Annotated in this window: 19 protein-coding genes; 7 read left to right on the top strand and 12 right to left on the bottom strand. The window is 67.4% G+C overall.

What is annotated here, in order from left to right:
- The coding region (locus N1F91_RS15485; protein WP_289993650.1) for a hypothetical protein at positions 1 to 1372 on the top strand (1372 nt) is incomplete at its 5' end.
- Between the two features lie 45 nt (positions 1373 to 1417).
- Here N1F91_RS15485 and N1F91_RS15480 read toward each other — a convergent pair.
- Both N1F91_RS15480 and N1F91_RS15475 read right to left on the bottom strand, forming a co-directional pair.
- The gene (locus N1F91_RS15480; protein WP_289993649.1) at positions 1418 to 1576 is read right to left on the bottom strand and encodes a YqaE/Pmp3 family membrane protein; all 159 of its coding nucleotides are present in this window, start codon (positions 1574 to 1576) and stop codon (positions 1418 to 1420) included.
- 140 nt (positions 1577 to 1716) lie between these two features.
- The gene (locus N1F91_RS15475) at positions 1717 to 2493 is read right to left on the bottom strand and encodes an MBL fold metallo-hydrolase (protein WP_289993648.1); all 777 of its coding nucleotides are present in this window, start codon (positions 2491 to 2493) and stop codon (positions 1717 to 1719) included.
- A 344-nt stretch (positions 2494 to 2837) separates the two neighbouring features.
- Between N1F91_RS15475 and N1F91_RS15470 the strand changes: the two genes are divergently transcribed.
- From N1F91_RS15470 to N1F91_RS15460, 3 genes are read left to right on the top strand one after another with little or no spacing between them, the layout of a single operon-like run.
- Positions 2838 to 4139: an efflux RND transporter periplasmic adaptor subunit gene (locus tag N1F91_RS15470; protein ID WP_289993646.1), complete on the top strand. Its 1302-nt coding sequence runs from the start codon at positions 2838 to 2840 to the stop codon at positions 4137 to 4139.
- Positions 4136 to 4840: an ABC transporter ATP-binding protein gene (locus tag N1F91_RS15465; protein WP_289993645.1), complete on the top strand. Its 705-nt coding sequence runs from the start codon at positions 4136 to 4138 to the stop codon at positions 4838 to 4840. The genes N1F91_RS15470 and N1F91_RS15465 overlap by 4 nt, the downstream gene beginning before the upstream one ends.
- Positions 4837 to 6045, top strand: coding sequence for an ABC transporter permease (locus N1F91_RS15460; RefSeq protein WP_289993644.1), 1209 nt, complete (start codon positions 4837 to 4839; stop codon positions 6043 to 6045). Before N1F91_RS15465 ends, N1F91_RS15460 begins: the two co-directional genes overlap by 4 nt.
- Before the next feature lie 6 nt (positions 6046 to 6051).
- On the opposite strand, the gene aztB is transcribed toward N1F91_RS15460, so the two are convergent.
- The 3 genes from aztB to N1F91_RS15445 all read right to left on the bottom strand — a co-directional run bounded on the left by aztB (position 6052) and on the right by N1F91_RS15445 (position 9188).
- Complete coding sequence (gene aztB, locus N1F91_RS15455) at positions 6052 to 6915, bottom strand: zinc ABC transporter permease AztB (RefSeq protein WP_289993643.1); 864 nt, start codon at positions 6913 to 6915, stop codon at positions 6052 to 6054.
- Between the two features lie 8 nt (positions 6916 to 6923).
- Entirely contained in the window at positions 6924 to 7766 is an 843-nt protein-coding gene (aztA, locus tag N1F91_RS15450; RefSeq protein ID WP_289993642.1) for a zinc ABC transporter ATP-binding protein AztA, read from the bottom strand.
- Positions 7767 to 7868: 102 nt separating this feature from the next.
- Entirely contained in the window at positions 7869 to 9188 is a 1320-nt protein-coding gene (locus N1F91_RS15445) for a DNA polymerase IV (protein ID WP_289993641.1), read from the bottom strand.
- 83 nt (positions 9189 to 9271) lie between these two features.
- On the opposite strand from N1F91_RS15445, the gene N1F91_RS15440 reads away from it, so the two are divergent.
- Positions 9272 to 9862 carry a GNAT family N-acetyltransferase gene (locus N1F91_RS15440; RefSeq protein WP_289993640.1) on the top strand — a complete coding sequence of 197 codons (591 nt, stop codon included), beginning with the start codon at positions 9272 to 9274 and terminating at the stop codon, positions 9860 to 9862.
- Positions 9863 to 9899: 37 nt separating this feature from the next.
- On the opposite strand, the gene N1F91_RS15435 is transcribed toward N1F91_RS15440, so the two are convergent.
- Both N1F91_RS15435 and N1F91_RS15430 read right to left on the bottom strand, forming a co-directional pair.
- Positions 9900 to 10553: a hypothetical protein gene (locus tag N1F91_RS15435; RefSeq protein ID WP_289993638.1), complete on the bottom strand. Its 654-nt coding sequence runs from the start codon at positions 10551 to 10553 to the stop codon at positions 9900 to 9902.
- Entirely contained in the window at positions 10550 to 10876 is a 327-nt protein-coding gene (locus N1F91_RS15430; protein ID WP_289993637.1) for a DUF3572 domain-containing protein, read from the bottom strand. Before N1F91_RS15430 ends, N1F91_RS15435 begins: the two co-directional genes overlap by 4 nt.
- A 171-nt stretch (positions 10877 to 11047) precedes the next feature.
- On the opposite strand from N1F91_RS15430, the gene N1F91_RS15425 reads away from it, so the two are divergent.
- Positions 11048 to 11419, top strand: a complete 372-nt coding sequence (locus N1F91_RS15425; protein ID WP_289993635.1) for a response regulator — start codon at positions 11048 to 11050, stop codon at positions 11417 to 11419.
- Between the two features lie 28 nt (positions 11420 to 11447).
- Entirely contained in the window at positions 11448 to 12815 is a 1368-nt protein-coding gene (locus N1F91_RS15420; RefSeq protein WP_289993633.1) for a PleD family two-component system response regulator, read from the top strand.
- Between the two features lie 469 nt (positions 12816 to 13284).
- Here the strand turns inward: N1F91_RS15420 and rpmG are convergent, their stop codons facing one another.
- The 5 genes from rpmG to rnr form a co-directional block, all read right to left on the bottom strand.
- Positions 13285 to 13452 (bottom strand): 50S ribosomal protein L33, encoded by a 168-nt coding sequence (gene rpmG / locus N1F91_RS15415; RefSeq protein WP_006201775.1) that lies wholly within the window; start codon positions 13450 to 13452, stop codon positions 13285 to 13287.
- 150 nt (positions 13453 to 13602) lie between these two features.
- Positions 13603 to 14796 carry an MFS transporter gene (locus tag N1F91_RS15410; RefSeq protein WP_289993306.1) on the bottom strand — a complete coding sequence of 398 codons (1194 nt, stop codon included), beginning with the start codon at positions 14794 to 14796 and terminating at the stop codon, positions 13603 to 13605.
- Between the two features lie 16 nt (positions 14797 to 14812).
- Entirely contained in the window at positions 14813 to 15553 is a 741-nt protein-coding gene (locus N1F91_RS15405) for an NUDIX domain-containing protein (protein WP_289993305.1), read from the bottom strand.
- A 33-nt stretch (positions 15554 to 15586) separates the two neighbouring features.
- A complete protein-coding gene (locus tag N1F91_RS15400) occupies positions 15587 to 16021 on the bottom strand; it encodes a DUF983 domain-containing protein (RefSeq protein WP_289993304.1) in 435 nt (144 codons plus the stop codon).
- The gene (gene rnr, locus N1F91_RS15395) at positions 16022 to 18331 is read right to left on the bottom strand and encodes a ribonuclease R (protein ID WP_289993666.1); all 2310 of its coding nucleotides are present in this window, start codon (positions 18329 to 18331) and stop codon (positions 16022 to 16024) included.
- Between the last annotated feature and the right edge of the window lie 9 nt (positions 18332 to 18340).

The following is an 18340-nucleotide window of genomic DNA, read 5'->3' as shown; positions in this document are numbered from 1 at the left end:
CCGCGCCGCCGCCTGCGCCGCCGCCTACGCCGCCGCCGACGCCGCCGCCGCCGACGCCGCCGCCGACGCCGCCTACGCCGCCGCCTGGAGCGAGGTTGTCGCGGATTGCGCTTGGCTGAAGAACCATTCGACCTCGTCGGGGCTGATCAGCGAGCCTCTTAGGCTTATCGATGGGCAAGGTGACGAGGGCTCCCGCGCAAACCTGCCGCCCTGGGCGCGAATGCCCCTCGATGCCTTCGCCGCGAGCGCGAAGGGATCGTCGTGGCACCTGATCGCCGACTGGTACCGGGCGATCCTGCCCTCCGCTCCAGACACGCGGCCCGGAAGCCTGTTCGGCGAGGCTGCCACCGTGGCGCTCGCTACGCAGCCGGGCGAGTTCTGGACGGTGACGGATGAGCGCACGCCCGATAGCATCATGGATGATGTGGCCGGGATCGCGAGCATCGGTCGCGTTGCGTCGCTGTCCCAGGACCCGCTCGGAAACACCTGGAGCGAAATCCAAAGCCAGTTCAAACTTGCGCAGTCCGGAACCGCCGAGGACATCGAGCAAGCTCGAACTCCGATCGTCGGCCAGCTCCACGCAGGAATTCAGCGACGGATTCGCGACTTTGCGCCCATTGCCCGGCGCGTCGAGGACGAGCATGGCTGGGAGAATTTCGTCGCCAGTTTCGACCGCCTATCGGACGCACTTTCCGGATCGATATCGGACATCCCCGGCAGGATCGGAACGGTCTACGATGTGGCGATCGAATTCTCTTCCTATCTCGATCAGGATGACGACCTGAGGAAGTATCCAAAGGGGAACGTATCCTGTCTCGACCCCGAGCGCCGCCGCGCCTTCGAGAACCTTGTGCTGGCGATCGCGCCATGGCTCAGGCGTTTTCCGACGGCCAGGAGTATCGATGATGAGACCGGCAACTTCCTCGGAAAGCTCCCCGACAGGCTGCTCGCGATTGAACTCATCAACGCCGCCGGCGAAGCTTCGCTGATCAGCGAGAGTGACAGGAGGCTCTTGGTCGAAATCCTGACGATCCTGAGGGAACGCGGCCACATCTCGACGAAGGCATCCGTTCGAGGAGCCCACACGGCGCGAAACCTCGCGATTGCCACAATCTCGCTCGTCGGGTCATTCTACTTAGGAGCAGTCTCCTCAAGCTATTCTGGACAATCGGAAATCGTTGAGAAATCGGGCAAATTTCTCGCTGAGAAAGAGAAGTTGATCATCGAACTGATGACCGATGCCCCCTCGGATTTGAAGCGGTCTCTCGCAATACTGTTGGAGCGGATCGGCAAGGAACCTCGGGGACTTCCCCTGAAGGATGGCGCCCCGCCTACGGGCACGCCCGGCGAGGTTCGTCGTAGAAGGGACTGATACGGCTTGTGACTGCTCGGTTGCGTTCTGTCCGCGTTGCCCTGTCTACTTCTTCACCACCACCCAGATCGCGTGAATGATTCCTGGCACATAGCCGAGGATCGTCAACAGGATGTTCAGCCAGAAGTGCAGCCCGAGGCCCACCTGCAGGAAGACGCCGAGCGGGGGCAGGATGATGGCGAACAGGATGCGGATGACGTCCATGGGGCGGGCTCCGGGTGCGGGGCTGAAGGAGCCGGGACAACGAAACGCCGGCCGGATCGGTTCCGGCCGGCGTTCGGGAGAGCGGGACGATGGCTGGCGGCCACGCGATCAGGATCGCGCGGCCGGTGCGTGCGTCGCCGTCAGCCGTACCACGGCCCCATCACCACCTCGGTCTCGGCGTCGGACGCCGCCACCTTGTCGGCGAAGGCCTGGGGGTCGCTGTCGCGGTAGTGGTAGGGATAGACATAGGCCGGCTTGAATTCCGCCACGGCGGAGGCTGCCTGGTCGACGTCCATGGTGAAGGGCAGGTTCATCGGCACGAAGGCGATGAAGATGTCTTCCAGCGCGCGCATCTCCGGAATGTCCTCGGTGTCGCCGGCGATGTAGACGCGGCGGCCGCCGATCGACAGCACGTAGCCGTTGTCGCGGCCCTTCGGATGGTACTTCAGGCGTTCCTCGGTCGTGTTGTAGGCCGGGACCGCCTCGATCTCCATGCCGTCCACCGTCGTGGTCTCGCCATTGGCGATGGCGGTCGCCTTCGCCTTCATCTCGTCGGACAGCATGGCATGGACCGCCGGATTGGTGACGAGCCTGGTGTTCTCGCCGACGAGGGCTGCCAGCGTCTCGGCCTTGTAGTGGTCGCCATGCTCGTGGGTGATCAGGATCAGGTCCGGCGCGGGGTGCGCGGAGTAGGCGGAGGCCTCGCCGACCGGATCGCAGTAGATCGTCATCGACGGCGTGGTCATGACGAAGGAGGCGTGCGCGATCGGGTGGATGGTGATGGTGCCGCCTTCCACCTCGTAGCTGTCGCCGCCGCCCGACTGGGCCTGTGCGGTGAAAGGCATCACCGTGCCGAGGCCGAGGCTCGTGACGGCTGCCAGGCCCAGTCCGAGCGTTTCGCGTCGCGTGATCGTCATGATGTGTTCCTCTTCGAATAGCGGGATGTCCGTCCGCCGCAAAGGCGCCCGGGAACGGCAGAATAGGGCGCAGCCGCCCGGCGACGACCCGCATGCGATCAACTTTTCCGGAGATGCGGCCAAGGAAGAGGCAGTCTCCACCGGCGCGATCTGCCAAGGAGCCCAGACTGTCGCCTTTCGACATCATGGCGGACCGGACAGCGGACTGATCCAGCGCAAAGATGAGCAAGAATTAACTTGTATACGGAAGGGGCTGGCCCGATCTCAGTCCTGAACGGGGCGTTCGGTCCGTTCATCGCCCGGCCGCCGGACCATGGCGACGTCGCGGGGCAGAAAGGCCGGTCATGGACCAGATCGTCGAAAAGCCGAAACTGCCGCGGGCGGCATCGATCGAGCAGACGCTCGGCCTGCAGCCGGATGGCAAGGCGCCGCGGCGCTCGTGGCGCTGGCTCGTCATCGGCGCGGTCGTGCTTGCTGCCGCCATCGGCCTCTATGCGTGGTGGGGCGCGGGGCAGGGGACGCAGATCGTGGCGTTTTCGACGGTACCCGTGTCGCGCGGCAACCTGACCATCGAGGTCTCGGCCACCGGCACGCTGCAGCCGCTGACCCCGGTCGACGTCTCCAGCGAATTGTCGGGCGTCGTCCGCTCCGTGGAGGTCGTCGAGAACCAGGAGATCGCCAGGGGCGACGTGCTCGCCGCGCTGGACACGACCAGTCGCGCCGCGCAGGTGGAGCGTGCGCAGGCGTCGCTGAAGGCCGCCGAGGCACGACTTGCCGACGCCCGGACGACACTTGCCGAAAGCGAGCAGACGCTGACGCGCTCGCAGAGCCTTTTTTCGCGCGGCATGGTGTCGGACCAGACGCTTGAAGGCGCAGTGGCGACACGCGACCGGGCCCGCAGTGCCGTTGCCATCGCCGACGCCAATGTGGCCATCGCCGCCGCCGACCTGAAGATCCAGGAGACCGACCTGGCCAAGAGCACGATCTACGCGCCGATCGACGGCATCGTGCTGACGCGCGACGTCGATCCGGGCCAGACGGTCGCCTCGTCGCTGTCGGCCCCTATCCTGTTCGTCATCGCGGAGGATCTGAAGACGATGGTGCTGGAAGCGGCCATCGACGAGGCCGACATCGGCGCCGTCAGGAAGGGACAGACGGCGCGCTTCACCGTCGACGCCTATCCCGACCGGAGCTTCGACGCGACCATCGCCGACATCTCGTTTGCTTCGGTGACGACCGACAATGTCGTCACCTACGACGCCAAGCTTTCTGTCGACAACCAGGACCTGTCGCTGCGGCCCGGCATGACCGCGACGGTGACGATCGTGACGCGCGAGGCCGAGGGCATCATCACGGTCCCCAGCGCAGCCTTCCGGTTTCGCCCGCCGGTGACCGAGCAGTCCAGCGGCTGGAGCCTCGATCGGCTGTTCGGCGGCCGCCGCATGGGGCGGATGTTCGAACGGCGCAGCCCGACGGTGGCGGGCGACGGCAGCCGCATCCTCTATGTCCTGCGCGACGGCGCGCCGGTCGCAACCCGCGTCCGCACCGGCGCCACGGACGGCGAGGACACCGAAATTCTCTCGGGCCTCGAGGAGGGGGATCCGGTGATCGTCGCAACCCGCACCGGTTCGGGCGCCTCGCGATGACGGCGCCGCTTCTCTCCTTTTCCGACGTCTGGAAGACCTATGGTCATGGCGAGGCGACGGTCAACGCGCTCGCGGGCGTCGATCTCGAGATCGAGCGCGGCGAATTCGTGGCGATCATGGGACCGTCGGGGTCCGGCAAGTCGACGGCCATGAACGTCATCGGCTGCCTCGACACGCCGACGCGCGGTGTCTACGGCTTCGAAGGCATCGATGCCGGGCGGCTCGACCGCCGGCGCCGCGCGATGCTGCGCAATCTCTACATCGGCTTCGTCTTCCAGGGCTACAACCTGCTGGCGCGCACCACTGCGGCCGAAAACGTCGAGCTGCCGCTGATCTATCGCGGCGTGCCGTCGCGTGAACGGCGAACCCGTGCGCTCGCCGCACTGGAGCGGGTGGGCCTCACGGGTCGGGCGAACCACACGCCGGCCGAACTCTCCGGCGGCCAGCAGCAGCGCGTGGCGATCGCGCGGGCGATCGTGTCGGAGCCGACGCTGCTGCTTGCCGACGAGCCGACCGGCAACCTCGACACGGCGCGCAGCCACGAGATCATGGAGCTCCTGATCGAGCTCAACCGCGAGAACGGCCTGACGGTGGTGATGGTGACGCACGAGGCCGATATTGCCGCCTATGCCGAGCGGCAGTTGAAATTCGTCGACGGTCGGGTCGCCTCGGACACGCGTGTCGGGGAGATGGCCACATGATCTGGGAAGCCGTCCGCCTTGCCCTGACCTCGGTGCGGCGCAACGCGCTGCGCTCCTTCCTGACGCTGCTCGGCATCGTGATCGGCGTGGCGGCCGTCATCGCGATGATCACCATCGGCACCGGGACCACGGAGAAGGTGAAGGCCGACATCGGCAAGCTCGGCTCGAACCTGCTGGTGGTGCGATCGGGTGCCGACAGCGGACCGGGGGGCCCGCGCAACCAGGCGCGGCCGTTGTCGCAGAAGGACCATGAGATCCTCGCGACCAAGCTCGACGGCGTCGTGGCGGTGTCTGCCGCGTCGCAGTCGATGGTGCGCGTGGTCTACGGCACGGAAAGCCTTCTCTCCGCCGTGACCGGAACGGACGACGCCTATTTCCCGGCGCGAAACTGGACGCTGAGCTCCGGTCGCGTGTTCAACGATTCCGAACTGCGCGCGGGCTCGAACGTCTGCATCGTCGGCACGACGGTGAGCAGCCAGTTCTTCGGCGCCGGCGATCCCGAGGGCGCGACGATCCGCGTCAGGCAGATGAGCTGCAAGGTGATCGGGCTGCTCGAATCGAAAGGCTTTTCCGGCTTCGGCCAGGACCAGGACAATGTCGTGATGATGCCGCTGGCAGCCTTCCAGCGGCGGATCGCCGGCGATCGCGACATCGAGACGATCTATGTCGCCGGTCGCGACGGCGTCTCCACCTCGCAGATCCAGTCGAACATGGAGGATCTTCTGCGCGAAAGCCGCCGCGTGGCGCCCGATGCCGACGACGATTTCACCGTGCGCGACATGACGCAGGTGGCCGAGGCGATGACCAGCGCCACCACGGCCATGACCGGCATGCTGGGCGCGGTTGCGGGCGTGTCGCTGCTCGTCGGCGGCATCGGCATCATGAACATCATGCTCGTCTCGGTGACCGAGCGGACGCGCGAGATCGGCATCCGGCTCGCCATCGGGGCGCATGAGCAGCACATCCTGCTGCAGTTCCTCGTGGAGGCCACCGTGCTGTCGGCGATCGGCGGATTGACGGGTGTGGTGCTGGGCCTCGGCATCGCCGGCGGCGTCGCCTATGCGCTGTCGATCCCGTTCAGCCCGTCCGCGCTCATCGTGCTGATGGCCTTCGGTTTCTCGACGATGATCGGCTTGGTGTTCGGCTTCTTCCCGGCACTCAGGGGTGCGAGGCTCGACCCGATCGACGCGCTGCGGCACGAATAGATCCGGTCAGGCCGCCTTGTGGCGATGCCGGCTGCGCACGGCCATGATGCCGCGCGTGCCGAACAGGATCGACAGGAGATAGGCCGCCCCGGCCGACAGCACGATCGCCGGCCCGGACGGCAGCGCTGCGTGGTAGGACAGGAGTAGCCCCGAGAGGCTCGACGCCAGTCCGATCGCCACCGCAAGGAAGCACATCGGTCCCACGCGCGTGGTCCAGAACCTTGCGGCGGCCGCGGGCAGCATCATCAGGCCGACCGACAACAGGGTGCCCAAGGCCTGGAAGCCGCCGACCAGATTGAGCACCACGAGCGCCAGGAAGGCGAAGTGCACCACGGTGCCGATGCGGCTCACCGAACGCAGGAAGAGCGGGTCGAGGCATTCGGCCACGAGTCCGCGCCAGAGAATCGTGAGGGTCACCAGCGTGATGCCGCAGATCGCGCCGATCAGCGTCAGCGCCTCGTCGTTGAGGGCGAGCACGGTGCCGAACAGCACGTGCATCAGGTCGACGCTCGACCCCCGCAGCGACACGATCATGACGCCGAGAGCCAGCGATATCAGGTAGAAGGCGGCGAGCGACGCGTCCTCCTTCTGCAGCGTGAAGCGCGATACCGCGCCGGCGCCGAGCGCCACCACGACGCCGGCGATCAGGCCGCCGATGGTCATGGGAATGATGGCCAGTCCGTAGAGCAGGAAGCCGATCGCGGCGCCGGGGAGGATGGCGTGGGCCATCGCGTCGCCGGCAAGGCTCATCCGCCGCAGCATCAGGAAGACGCCGACCGGGCAGGAGGAAATCGACAGCATGACCGCGCCGAGGAGGGCGCGCTGCATGAAGGCGAATTCGAGGAAGGGGGCGACGAGAAGATCGATCATGTGCGGGATCAGGACAGGCTGCGCGGACGCGCGTCGGTTCCGGGGCGCGCCGCATGGCTGTGCGGCTCCTCGCCATGGTGGTGGTGCGCGTGCGGTTCGTCCTCCCCGCCATGCGCATGGTCCGGCTCGCACCAGGGCGCGTCGTCGCTCCAGGCCTCGTCGAAATTGCGGGCGCGGGCGAGGTTTTCCGGGATCAGCACCTCGGAGGTCGGGCCCCAGGCCACCTTGCGCCGCGACAGGATGAGGGTCTGCGGAAAATGGCGTCGGACGAGGTCCAGGTCGTGCGCGACGACGAGGATCGTGCGTTCCTCGCCATGCCAGAGGCGGATGAGCGCGACGAGATCGGCGACGGTGTTGGCGTCGATGGCGTTGAAGGGCTCGTCGAGCAGGATCAGGTCGGCATCCTGGACGAGGACGCGGGCGAACAGGGCGCGCTGCAGCTGGCCGCCGGAAAGCGTGTCGAGCGGGCGTTCCTGGAAGCCGTCCAGCCCGACCGCCTGCAGCGCCTTGCGGCAATTGGCGTGGTCCGTCCTGTCGTAGCGGCCGAGCAGGCCCCGCTTGCCCCAGAGCCCGAGACGCACGAGGTCGATCACGCGGGCGGGAAAGGAGCGGTCGATTTCGGACTGCTGGGCGAGATAGGCGATGCGCGTGCCGGGCGCCACTCCGACTTCGCCGCCCAGCGGCGCAAGCACGCCGACGATGCCCTTCATGAGCGTCGACTTGCCCGAACCGTTCGGCCCGACGACGGCCGTCAGCGAACCGCGCGCCACGTCGCCCGTCAGGTGATGGACGGCGGGGTGGCGATCGTAGCCGAGCGTCAGGTCGCGGAAGGCGAGAACGGGTTCTGTCATGGCATCATCGGCCGGCGAAGCTGCGGCCCGGCATTCGATATGTTATGTTGTTACGTCCGTCAACCGGCGCGCGGAGCAACGCCCTATCCGCAGATGCGCCGCTCAGCCATCGCCGTCGCGCTGCGGGCGGGCGTTGCGGCCTCTGCCGAAGGTATAGCCCGTCTCGACGGCGACCTTGCCGAACTTGTCGCGCAGCCGGTCGATGGCGCCTTCCGCGAGGGCGCGCTTGCGTGCGTTGACGTCGACGAGATCCGGCGGATCGGCGCGGTCGGCGTCGGACAGATCGCTGACGCCGATCCCGATCAGCCGGTAGCGGGTCCCGTCGGTCTCCTTGCGCAGGAGTTCGAGGCCGGTCGAGAAAATCCGGTCTGCCAGCCGTGTCGGGTCGGCAAGCTGGCGGTTGCGCGTGCGGATACGGAAGTCGCTGGTCTTGAGCTTGAGCACGATGGTGCGGCCCGCGATGCCTGCCTTCTTCAGCCGGGACGAGACCTTTTCGGACAGGGCGCGCAGCACCGGAACGAGATCGTCCGGCGAGGCGAGATCGGTATCGAACGTGGTCTCGGCCGACACGCTCTTGGTCTCGTGTTCGGCGTGCACCTTGCGCTCGTCCATTCCGCGCGACAGGTGGTAGAGCCGGTCGCCCATGGAGCCGTAGCGCTTCATCAGGTCCCCGCGCTCCATCGCCTGCAACTGGCCGATCGTCCTGACGCCGTCGCGTTCGAGCACCTCGGCAAAGGCCTTGCCGACGCCCCATATCAGGGTCACCGGCTTGCCGGCGAGAAAGGCCACCGCTTCTTCCTCGCCGATGACCGAAAAGCCGCGTGGCTTCTGGAAATCCGAGGCGATCTTGGCGAGGAACTTGCAGTAGGACAGGCCGATCGATGCCGAGATGCCGATTTCCCGTTCCAGGTCGCGGGAAAACCGCGCGAGCACGAGCGCCGGCGGCATGCCGTGCAGCCGCTCGGTCCCCGACAGGTCGAGAAAGGCCTCGTCGATCGAGATCGGTTCGACCAGCGGTGTCAGCGCCTGCATCATGGCACGGACCTCGCGGCCGACGCGTGCATATTTGTCCATGTCGGGCTTGATGACCACGGCGTCAGGGCAGGCGTCGAGCGCCTTGAACATCGGCATGGCCGAACGGACACCGTTGATGCGCGCGATGTAGCAGGCGGTCGAGACGACGCCGCGCCTGCCGCCACCGATGATGACCGGGCGGTCGCGCAGTTCGGGCCGGTCACGCTTCTCGACCGCGGCGTAGAACGCGTCGCAATCGATATGGGCAAGGGAGAGGGCGTAGAGTTCGGCATGGCGAACGAGGCGCGGGCTGCCGCAATGACCGCAGCGGCGTGCCGCCCGATCCGCCTGCGGGACCAGGCAATCGCGGCAGAAACCGGCCGATGGGTCGTTGACAGCGCGCGGCATGAGGTGCGAACATAAAGAGAACGAACTGCATGATAGTCGAGCTGCGGAACGGGAGCAAGACAGGCCGCCATGGACAGACCGCGATGACCGCCGCTTCACCCGACGCGCAGGTGCAGCCGCTGACCGCCGAGCTCTGGCCGGCGCTGGAGGACCTCTTTGGCCCGCAGGGCGCGTGCTATGGCTGCTGGTGCACCTATTTCCGCCTGCCGCCGGCGCGGCGTCGTGCCGGCACGCGCGAGACCAACAAGGCGCATCTGATGAACCGGGTGGAAGCGGGCCCACCGCCCGGGCTGATCGCGTTCCAGGACGGCGCGCCGGTGGGCTGGATGCAGATCGGGCCGCGCGCGGACGTTCCGGAGTGGAACAATGCGCGCCGGGTCTCGGCGCCGCTCGACGGCGAGGATCTGACAGATCCCGCTTCCTGGGCGATCTCGTGTTTCTTCATCCGCTCGAAGGCACGGGGCAGGGGACTGTCCCACCGCCTCGTGGCGGCCGGCATCGACTTCGCGCGCGGCAACAGCGCGCGGGTGCTGGACGCCTGTCCCATCGACGAGGCGAAGCAGTCGAAATCGGTCGGGCTCTTCGTCGGCTCGACGCGTGTGTTCGAAGCGGCCGGCTTCCGGGCGGTCGCGCTGCGCAAGCCCGGAAGGCCGCTGATGCGGTTGGAGCTGTGAGGCGCGACGTCTGTGGGCGGGAAAGGTCGATCGCGCGTCAGACGCCGAGGGCAGCGGCGATCTTCGGGCCGGCCTCATGCCAGTCCTGCACGACGACGATGCCCTCCGGCGGCGGCGGCAGGAGGTCGCGCAGCGCGTTCTCCGCCATCAGGTGGAAGAGATGGGTATCCGGCACGCTCTCCTTCGCCGAGACGAGATTGCGCGGCTGGTCGTCGACGAAGGCGACGGGGCGGTCCTTCGCGCCGCGCAGGCTGCGGATCGCCGGTCCCTTGGCCATCTCCGTCGTCACCAGCGGGTAGGTCAGGCCGAGCCTGTCGAGATGCAGTCGCCGCGCGTCGCGGTGGCGGTGCGGCATGGCCGTCAGGAGGACGATCTCGACGTCGCGCGTGAAACCCGCCAGCGTCTCGGCGGCGCCGTCGGTCAGCGTCTGCCAGTCCGACTGGGCGACGAAGAAGGCGTCGAGAAGTTCGGTCACCAGCGCCTGTTCGGCCGCGGCGCCGGACTGCATGTGATGGATGTTGCCGGTCAGCCGGAACGAATCGAAGGTCAGCCTGTATCCGAGGCCTTCCAGGTAGCGCGGGAACGGCCGGACGAAATGCAGCAGGACGTCGTCGACGTCGAGCACGAGAAGCGGCCGGTCGTCCTGCGCCAGCTCGGCGATCTGGCGGGCGGTCTCGGGATCGTCGCTCATGTCGAAGCCTCGTAGTCGTCGGTGCCGCCGGGCAGCGCGCGCCGGGCGCGGCCGACGGCGGCCGGATCGGTTCCCGTGGATTCGCAATACGCCATGAGGCTCGGTTCATGCGCCATCAGGAAGGCGAGCACACCGGCCAGAAAGCCGGGCTCGGCTGCAGCACGCCGGATCTGCGCGGCCTCTATCCCGCTCATCGCCAGGAAGCGCGGCATCAGCGCCGGGTCGGAAGCGATGAAGCCGAGCGCATCGATCGCGAGGGCTTCGGCATCGCTGCGGCTGACGGTGGGCGCGGCCGCGCCGGAAGGGATTCTCGTGATCGCCATAGCCCGCTCTTAAGGGGTCGGGAAACCGCACGCAACGCCCGGCCTCGTCGCGGCATTCCGCAAGGCAAAGCGATTTGCCTTTCGTCAATCATATCGCGCTAAGGTCCACGGCAAGATGGGACGAGAACGCGGCAGCCGGCAAGTCCGCCGTCGCGGGCTGGGTGGGACAAGATGGCCAAGAAGGTTATGATCGTCGAGGACAATGAGCTCAACATGAAGCTCTTCCGCGACCTGATCGAGGCCAGCGGCTACGAGACCGTGCGCACGCGCAACGGCCTGGAAGCGCTCGATCTCGCGCGCATGCACCATCCCGACCTGATCCTGATGGACATCCAGCTTCCCGAGGTCTCGGGCCTCGAGGTCACCAAATGGCTGAAGGAAGACGACGACCTCCACTCCATTCCGGTGATCGCCGTGACCGCCTTCGCGATGAAGGGCGACGAGGAACGGATCCGGCAAGGTGGCTGCGAGGCCTACATCTCCAAGCCGATTTCGGTCGGCAAGTTCATCGAGACCATCAAATCCTACCTGGGCGACGCGTGAAACGCGCCCCGAACGACGGAATTCCGGCATGACCGCGCGCATCCTCGTCGTCGACGACGTTCCGGCCAATCTGCGGCTTCTCGAAGCGCGGCTGCTGGCGGAGTATTTCGAAGTCCTGACCGCGACCAGCGGCCGCGAGGCGCTGGAACTCTGCGAAAGCGGGCGCGTCGACGTCGTCCTGCTCGACATCATGATGCCGGGCATGGATGGCTTCGAGGTCTGCAGGCGCATCAAGGGCGACCCGGCGACCGCTCACATCCCGGTCGTCATGGTGACGGCGCTCGACCAGGTCGAGGACCGGGTCCGGGGTCTCGAGGTCGGGGCGGACGATTTTCTCACCAAGCCGGCCAACGACCTGCAGCTGATGACGCGGGTCAAGAGCCTCGTGCGGCTGAAGGTGCTTTCGGACGAACTGCGGCTGCGCGCCTCGACCACCCGGGCCATCGGCGTCGAGGCGCTGTTGACGGGCAAGCGCGGTCCGGAGGGCGGACTGCCCCGTATCCTGCTGGTCGACGGGAAGGCCGAATCGGCGAACGCGATCCGCGCCAGGTTCGGCGAGGCCGCGAAGCTCGACGTGAGCCTCGATCCGCAGGACGGGCTGTTCAGAGCCGCGGAGGGCGCCTACGACACCATCGTCGTGACGACCGGCTTCGAGGCATTCGATCCGCTGCGTCTCTGCTCGCAACTGCGATCGCTCGACCGTACGCGGTTCCTGCCGATCATCCTCGTCGTCGAACAGGGCGAGGACCAGCGCATCGCCCGGGCGCTGGAACTCGGCGTCAACGACTACATCGTGCGTCCGCTCGATGGCCAGGAACTCATCGCCCGCATGCGCACGCAGGTGAAGCGGAAGCGCTACAACGACCATCTGCGGGCCTCGGTGACGGAAACGATCGAACTGGCCGTCACGGACGGCCTGACCGGTCTGCACAACCGCCGCTATCTCGACAGTCATCTCGACACGCTGGTGGGCCGCGCCAAGACGCGTCGGATGCCGCTGTCGCTGATGATCACGGACCTCGACCGCTTCAAGACCATCAACGACACCTGGGGCCATGATGGCGGCGACGCCGTCCTGCACCAGTTCGCCGCACGGCTCCGGCGCAGCGTGCGCGGCGCCGATCTCGCCTGCCGCTTCGGCGGCGAGGAATTCGTCATCGTCATGCCGGACACCGACGGACGGACGGCCGAGAAGATCGCGGAGCGACTGCGCCACGAGGTCGCCAGCGTGCCGTTCGACGTGGGCGGGCAACCGGTGCCCGTCACCATCAGCGTCGGCGTGGCACAGATGCTGCACATCCACGACGATGCGGCCGCGCTGCTCAAGCGCGCCGATCGCGCCCTCTACGACGCCAAGAACGGCGGCCGAAACCGCGTCGTCGGCCGGGCCGCGTGAGGCTGGAGGCCGCCGAACCGGCGGTCTCCGACCCAAAACGATACATTTTCCGGGGTGCTGCGGCGGAAGTTTACCTTAACGTCACGTAAAACGCGCGCATGATTAAGAAACTGTTGATTTTTATCTGAGGTTGCGCAAATCTCGCGCCATAAGAACGCAATCGCGGGGTGGCGAAACCCCTGATGGTGCGTCCTATGCAGATACCCCATGATGCTCAGGTCCGCCGCATCTCCTGGGTTCCGTGGGGTTGGCCGGCCGGCACTGACATATAGTGGCCTCCTCGTACCGCTGTCAGTTGCCGGCCGGCCCCCTTCTTTTCCCTTTGTCTGAAAACCGATCCATGCCGCTCGTCGCTCCTCGCGGTGAGACCTGCCCGCTCGTGCGCGTCAGGCGCGGCGACGCACCGGATCCCCGAAACGCAAAACGCCGCCCGGAGGCGGCGTTCGGATCGATCGACCGGACGGCCCGGTTACTTGATCTTCGTTTCCTTGAACTCGACGTGCTTCTTGGCGACCGGGTCGTACTTGCGGAACGACAGCTTGTCGGTCTTCGTGCGGCTGTTCTTGCTCGTCACGTAGAAGAAGCCGGTGTCGGCGGTGGAGAGCAGCTTGATCTTGATGTTCGCGGCTTTGGCCATGGCAGATGTCCATCCTGAATGTTGGAGCTTCCGATCTCGCGCCAGGAAGGCGCGCGACGGTCCGACCGTCCGCGGAAAGTTCGCCGTGACATAAACGAGCCCGCTCGAATGTCAAGGGCGTCGACCGGCGAAACGGTCGACGGGTGCGGTTCAGGGAGCACGCCGCAGCATGCGGCCGAAGGCCAGGACGAGGTAGGCGGCGAAGAAGAAGGCCAGCGACCAGGCGAAACCGTGCATGCCCACCAGATCCATGCCTGCGCCGATGACCTGGGGACCCAGGATCATGCCGAGGCCGTAGCAGAAGACGAAGGCTGCATTGGCCGAGGCGAGGTCGCGACCGCTGAGTCGCGATCCGAGATGGGCGAGACCGATCGTATAGAGGCCCGCGACCACGCCGCCCCAGACGAACAGGACGCCGGCCGTCGCATGCCAGTTCGAGGCGAGCCAGGGCAGGGCCAGCATGCCCGCAAGCCCGACGAAGGCGCATCCAGCGAGGATGGTCCGCCGGTCGCGGATCCTGTCGCTGATCATGCCAAGCGGGACCTGCAGGAGGACGTTGCCCAGCCCGATGGCCGTCAGCAGCAGCGCCGAATCAGCCTCGGTGTAGCCGAGCCGCGCGCCGTAGACCGGAAACAGCGCGAAGCCGCCGGTCTCCACCGCGCCGAACACCAGGACGGCGGCAGTCGCCGTCGGCACGAGCAGGATGTAGTGCGAGAAGCGCCGGCCGCCCGTCCCGCCCGAGTGGCTGGAGATATCCGGGCTCTCGCGCCAGGCGGCGATCACGGGCAGGGCGGCGAGAAGGGTGATGGCGACGCCGGCGCCGAAGGGAGCGAAGCCATCGCTGCCGATCCGCGCGAAGAGCCAGGGGCCGAAGGCGAATCCGAGCGAGAGAACGGTAGCGTAGATGCCGAGCACCAGCCCGCGCCGGTGCGGCGGCGCCGACGCGCTGATCCAGAATTCCGAGAGGATGAAGAGCAGCGTGATGCCGATGTGCATCAGGGCGCGCAGGATGATCCACATCCAGTAGTCCTGGGTGAAGTAGAACCCGGCGAAGCAGCTGGCGCCCAGCGCTATGGCGATCAGCATGGTCAGGGCGACGCCCAGACGCGCGGCGATGGGAATGGCCAGTGGCGCCACGGCGATGGAAGCGAGGCCCGCGACAGCCGTGTTGAAACCGATGGCGGTGGCGGAATGGCCGCGCTGCTCGAGGATGATCGACAGCAGCGGAACGCCGAGACCGATCGCGACGCCGACCGCGGAAATCGACGCGATGGCGGCGGCAAGCGACAGCCACCTGACGCCCTCGGGCGCAGCGCCACGATCGACCGGAAGAACGCCCGTCATGTGTTGTGACCCACCCTCAGACGAGATCGCGCAGGAAGCGGTTGCGCGTCATCCTGTAGAAGGGAACGGGATGACCGGGCTTCAGGTCCGGATCGACTTCGAGGCGGCTCTTCAGTTCCTCGAGCACGGTGCGGGTGATCGCCGGGATCTCCGCCTTCTTGGCATCCTCGATCGACAGCCAGCAGAGCTCTTCCAGCTCGTTGGTGGGGCCGCCGTCGGGCAGTTCCACCGCCACGTCGTCGCGCCAGGCAGCGAGGAAGCGCGTGTCGTAGCGGCGCACCCGTCCGGGCGGCGTGATGGCGCGCGCGACGAAGCGCAGGCGGTCGAGCGCGGGCGTGACGCCATGTTCGACGAAGCCCTGCCAGCCGGGTCGCGTCGTCTTGTAGGGGGCGGCGCGGCCGATCAGCAGTCCGGCTTCCTCATAGGTCTCGCGGATCGCCGAAAGCGCGATGGCGCGCGCCCGGGCGGCCGAAGCGCGGGTGCCCGTGCCGGCGATGCGCATCTCCTCTTCGGCAAGCAGCGCGGTCGCGGTCGGCACGCGGCTGTCGTGCGGATCGGTCCGGCCGCCCGGAAAGACGAAGCGGCCCGGCATGAAGGCATGGCTGCGATGGCGCCGGCCGATCAGAACCTTCACCTCGCTGCCCGATCGATCGAGAAGGATGAGCGTGGCGGCGTCGCGCGGACGCATCGGCCGGCCGCCAAGCGCAAAATCCTTGTTCTCGGCCTTGTCGACCTCGGCTCGCGTCATGCCCTCCATGGAGAGCCTCCTCCCTCGTCTGTGCGGCCGCCGTCAGGCTTCCGGATGCGTCTCGAGTTCCTCGGCGTCACCGCCGAAGCCGTGCATGTACAACGCCCATTGCAACCCCACAACGGCTCCCTTGACCGGTTGGAGAAGGGCGATCGACGAGACGATGGTGATCGGTACCCAGATCGCCAGATGGGTCCACATCGACAGATCCGAGGTCGCCTCCGCGCCCATGAAGGCGGCGACGACCACATGCCCGACGATGAAGATCACCAGATAGGCCGGCAGGTCGTCGGCGCGGTGGTGATGGAAGGGTTCGTCGCAGACCTGGCAGCTTTCGGCCGTGCGGGCGAAGCCGGAAAAGAGCCGGCCCTCGCCGCAATGCGGGCAGCGTCCCATGAAGCCCCGCTTCATCGACTGCCAGAGGTTGCGCTGCGGCCGGCCGGAGTGGCCTTCGCCGCCGAATTCGTGTCGCTGCATCTACTTGCTCCTTGCGCGACCGGAATGTCCCCGTCGCGGTGCCTTGGACTGCAGCCGCCGCGTCTGGCCCTTCGCCTTGTGGAAGGACCGCGTCGCCGTCGGCAGCGGTCGAGGTTCGCTCAGCATCTCGAAGCGTATGGCTCCGGCAAGAGGCGCGATCTCGACCAGCTTCACCTCCACCGGATCGCCGAGACGAAAGCCCTTGCCTTGCCGCTCGCCGACCAGCGAGTGTGCCGCTTCGTCGTAGATATAGTAGTCATTGCCGAGCGTTGACACCGGTACGAAGCCATCGGCACCGAACTGCGGCAATCTGACAAACAGCCCGGCCTTGGTGACGCCGCCGATGCGGGCCTCGAAGGTCTCGCCCTTGCGGGCGGCGAGGTGTTCGGCGATCAGGCGGTCGACCGTGTCGCGCTCCGCGGCCATGGCACGGCGCTCGGCGGCGGAGATCAGCGCGGCGGTGTCTTCCAGCCGCGCCTCCTCGCCGGGGGTGAGGCCGTCCCTGCCGAGGCCGAGAGCGGCGATCAGGGCGCGGTGCACGATCAGGTCGGCATAGCGGCGGATCGGCGAGGTGAAGTGGGCATAACGGCGCAGGTTCAGGCCGAAATGGCCGATGTTGCCGGGAGAATACTCCGCCTGGCTCTGCGAGCGCAGCACGACCTCGTTGATCAGCGTCTCGTTCTCCTCGCCGCGGGCGCGCTGCAGGATGGCGTTGAACTGCGAGGGACGCAGCTGCGCGCCGCGGGCGAGCGACAGCCCGACGGTCTGCAGGAATTCACGCAGCGATTCCTGCTTGGCGAGCGAGGGGGCGTCATGGATCCGGTAGACCAGCGCCTGCTTCTTCGCTTCCAGCGTCTCGGCCGCCGCGACGTTGGCCTGGATCATGAACTCCTCGATCAGGCGATGGGCGGCGAGCCGCTCCGGCACCGTCACGCGGTCGACGGTGCCGTCCGGCTTGAGCAGGATCTTGCGCTCTGGCAGGTCGAGTTCCAGCGGGGCGCGCTGGTCGCGACCGCGCGAGAGCACCGCGTAGGCGTCCCAGAGGGGCTTCAGCACGCCGTCGAGAAGCGGCGCGGTCTTGTCGTCGGGCGCGCCGTCGACCGCCGCCTGCGCCTGCGGGTAGGCGAGCTTGGCGACCGAGCGCATCATGATGCGATGGAAGGAATGGCGCAGCTTGCGACCGTCGGACGCGAAGGTCATGCGCACGGCGAGGGCAGGGCGGTCTTCACCCTCCCTGAGCGAGCAGAGATCGTTGGAGATGCGCTCCGGCAACATCGGCACGACGCGGTCGGGGAAATAGACCGAATTGCCGCGCTTCACCGCCTCGCGGTCGAGCGCGGAGCCCGGCCGGACGTAGGCGGCGACGTCGGCGATGGCGACCGTGACGATGACCCCGCCCGGATTGGCCTCGTCGGAGTCGGGCTCGGCGAAGACGGCGTCGTCATGGTCCTTGGCGTCGGCGGGATCGATCGTGACGAGCGGGACCTTGCGCCAGTCCTCGCGGCCGTCCATCGCTGCTGGCTGTGCGGCTTCGGCCTCGCCGAGCACGTCGCGCGGGAAGACGTGCGGGATTTCGTGCGCGTGGATGGCGATCATCGAGACCGCCTTCTCGCTCGTCAGCGAGCCGATGACGGCGACGACCTTGCCGCGCGGCAGGCCGTAGCGGGTGGGGCGGAGCGGCTCCAGTTCGACGAGATCGCCTACCTTGCCGTCGCCCAGGAACTCGGCATCGACCAGCATCTCGGGCTGGCGCCGGTCGACCGCCTCGGTGCGCAGCGTTCCGTCCGCAAGCCTGCGGATCACGCCGAGCACGGTATCGCGGCGCTTGTCGATGAGCTTCATCACCCTGGCGGTGTAGTCCGGGCCGTCGGCGTCCTCGCCGGGGAAGACGCGGGCGAGCACGCGGTCGCCGATGCCGGCCGTCGGACCCTTGCCGAGCTTTGACGCGCGGATCGCGACCACGACGTCCGAATCGACCTCGACTCGGGCTTCGGCCGGCCGCGCGAGCAGGCCGCCGTCCGGGTCGCGCCCGTAGATGTCGAGCACGGTGACATGCGGGAGCGCGCCGGGCTTGTGCAGCCGCTTCGCCCGCTTTTCCAGCAGGCCCTCGTCCTGCAATTCGCGCAGCAGGTCCTTCAGCCAGATGCGGTCGTCGCCGCGCAGGTTGAAGGCCTTGGCGATGTCGCGCTTGGAGGCGCGGTCCGGATTCTCCGCGACGAAGGTCAGGACCTGGTCGCGCGTCGGTCGGAAGGCGTTCGCTTCATGCTCCTCGGCGGACGCCTTCCCGCCCTTTGCGCGGGAGGTCTTGATGCCGGGAAT

It is taken from the genome of Aquibium sp. ELW1220 (genome assembly GCF_030398385.1).
Classification (GTDB): domain Bacteria; phylum Pseudomonadota; class Alphaproteobacteria; order Rhizobiales; family Rhizobiaceae; genus Aquibium.
This window is presented reverse-complemented; position numbering and strand designations above follow the sequence as displayed.

Coding starts and splice junctions, on each gene's coding strand:
- aztB (WP_289993643.1), bottom strand. CDS start 6,915: ATGATCGATCTTCTCGTCGCCCCCTTCCTCGAATTCGCCTTCATGCAG.
- N1F91_RS15445 (WP_289993641.1), bottom strand. CDS start 9,188: ATGCCGCGCGCTGTCAACGACCCATCGGCCGGTTTCTGCCGCGATTGC.
- N1F91_RS15470 (WP_289993646.1), top strand. CDS start 2,838: ATGGACCAGATCGTCGAAAAGCCGAAACTGCCGCGGGCGGCATCGATC.
- N1F91_RS15440 (WP_289993640.1), top strand. CDS start 9,272: ATGACCGCCGCTTCACCCGACGCGCAGGTGCAGCCGCTGACCGCCGAG.
- N1F91_RS15425 (WP_289993635.1), top strand. CDS start 11,048: ATGGCCAAGAAGGTTATGATCGTCGAGGACAATGAGCTCAACATGAAG.
- N1F91_RS15460 (WP_289993644.1), top strand. CDS start 4,837: ATGATCTGGGAAGCCGTCCGCCTTGCCCTGACCTCGGTGCGGCGCAAC.
- N1F91_RS15410 (WP_289993306.1), bottom strand. CDS start 14,796: ATGACGGGCGTTCTTCCGGTCGATCGTGGCGCTGCGCCCGAGGGCGTC.
- N1F91_RS15430 (WP_289993637.1), bottom strand. CDS start 10,876: ATGGCGATCACGAGAATCCCTTCCGGCGCGGCCGCGCCCACCGTCAGC.
- N1F91_RS15400 (WP_289993304.1), bottom strand. CDS start 16,021: ATGCAGCGACACGAATTCGGCGGCGAAGGCCACTCCGGCCGGCCGCAG.
- aztA (WP_289993642.1), bottom strand. CDS start 7,766: ATGACAGAACCCGTTCTCGCCTTCCGCGACCTGACGCTCGGCTACGAT.
- N1F91_RS15475 (WP_289993648.1), bottom strand. CDS start 2,493: ATGACGATCACGCGACGCGAAACGCTCGGACTGGGCCTGGCAGCCGTC.
- rpmG (WP_006201775.1), bottom strand. CDS start 13,452: ATGGCCAAAGCCGCGAACATCAAGATCAAGCTGCTCTCCACCGCCGAC.
- N1F91_RS15465 (WP_289993645.1), top strand. CDS start 4,136: ATGACGGCGCCGCTTCTCTCCTTTTCCGACGTCTGGAAGACCTATGGT.
- N1F91_RS15480 (WP_289993649.1), bottom strand. CDS start 1,576: ATGGACGTCATCCGCATCCTGTTCGCCATCATCCTGCCCCCGCTCGGC.
- N1F91_RS15420 (WP_289993633.1), top strand. CDS start 11,448: ATGACCGCGCGCATCCTCGTCGTCGACGACGTTCCGGCCAATCTGCGG.
- N1F91_RS15435 (WP_289993638.1), bottom strand. CDS start 10,553: ATGAGCGACGATCCCGAGACCGCCCGCCAGATCGCCGAGCTGGCGCAG.
- N1F91_RS15405 (WP_289993305.1), bottom strand. CDS start 15,553: ATGGAGGGCATGACGCGAGCCGAGGTCGACAAGGCCGAGAACAAGGAT.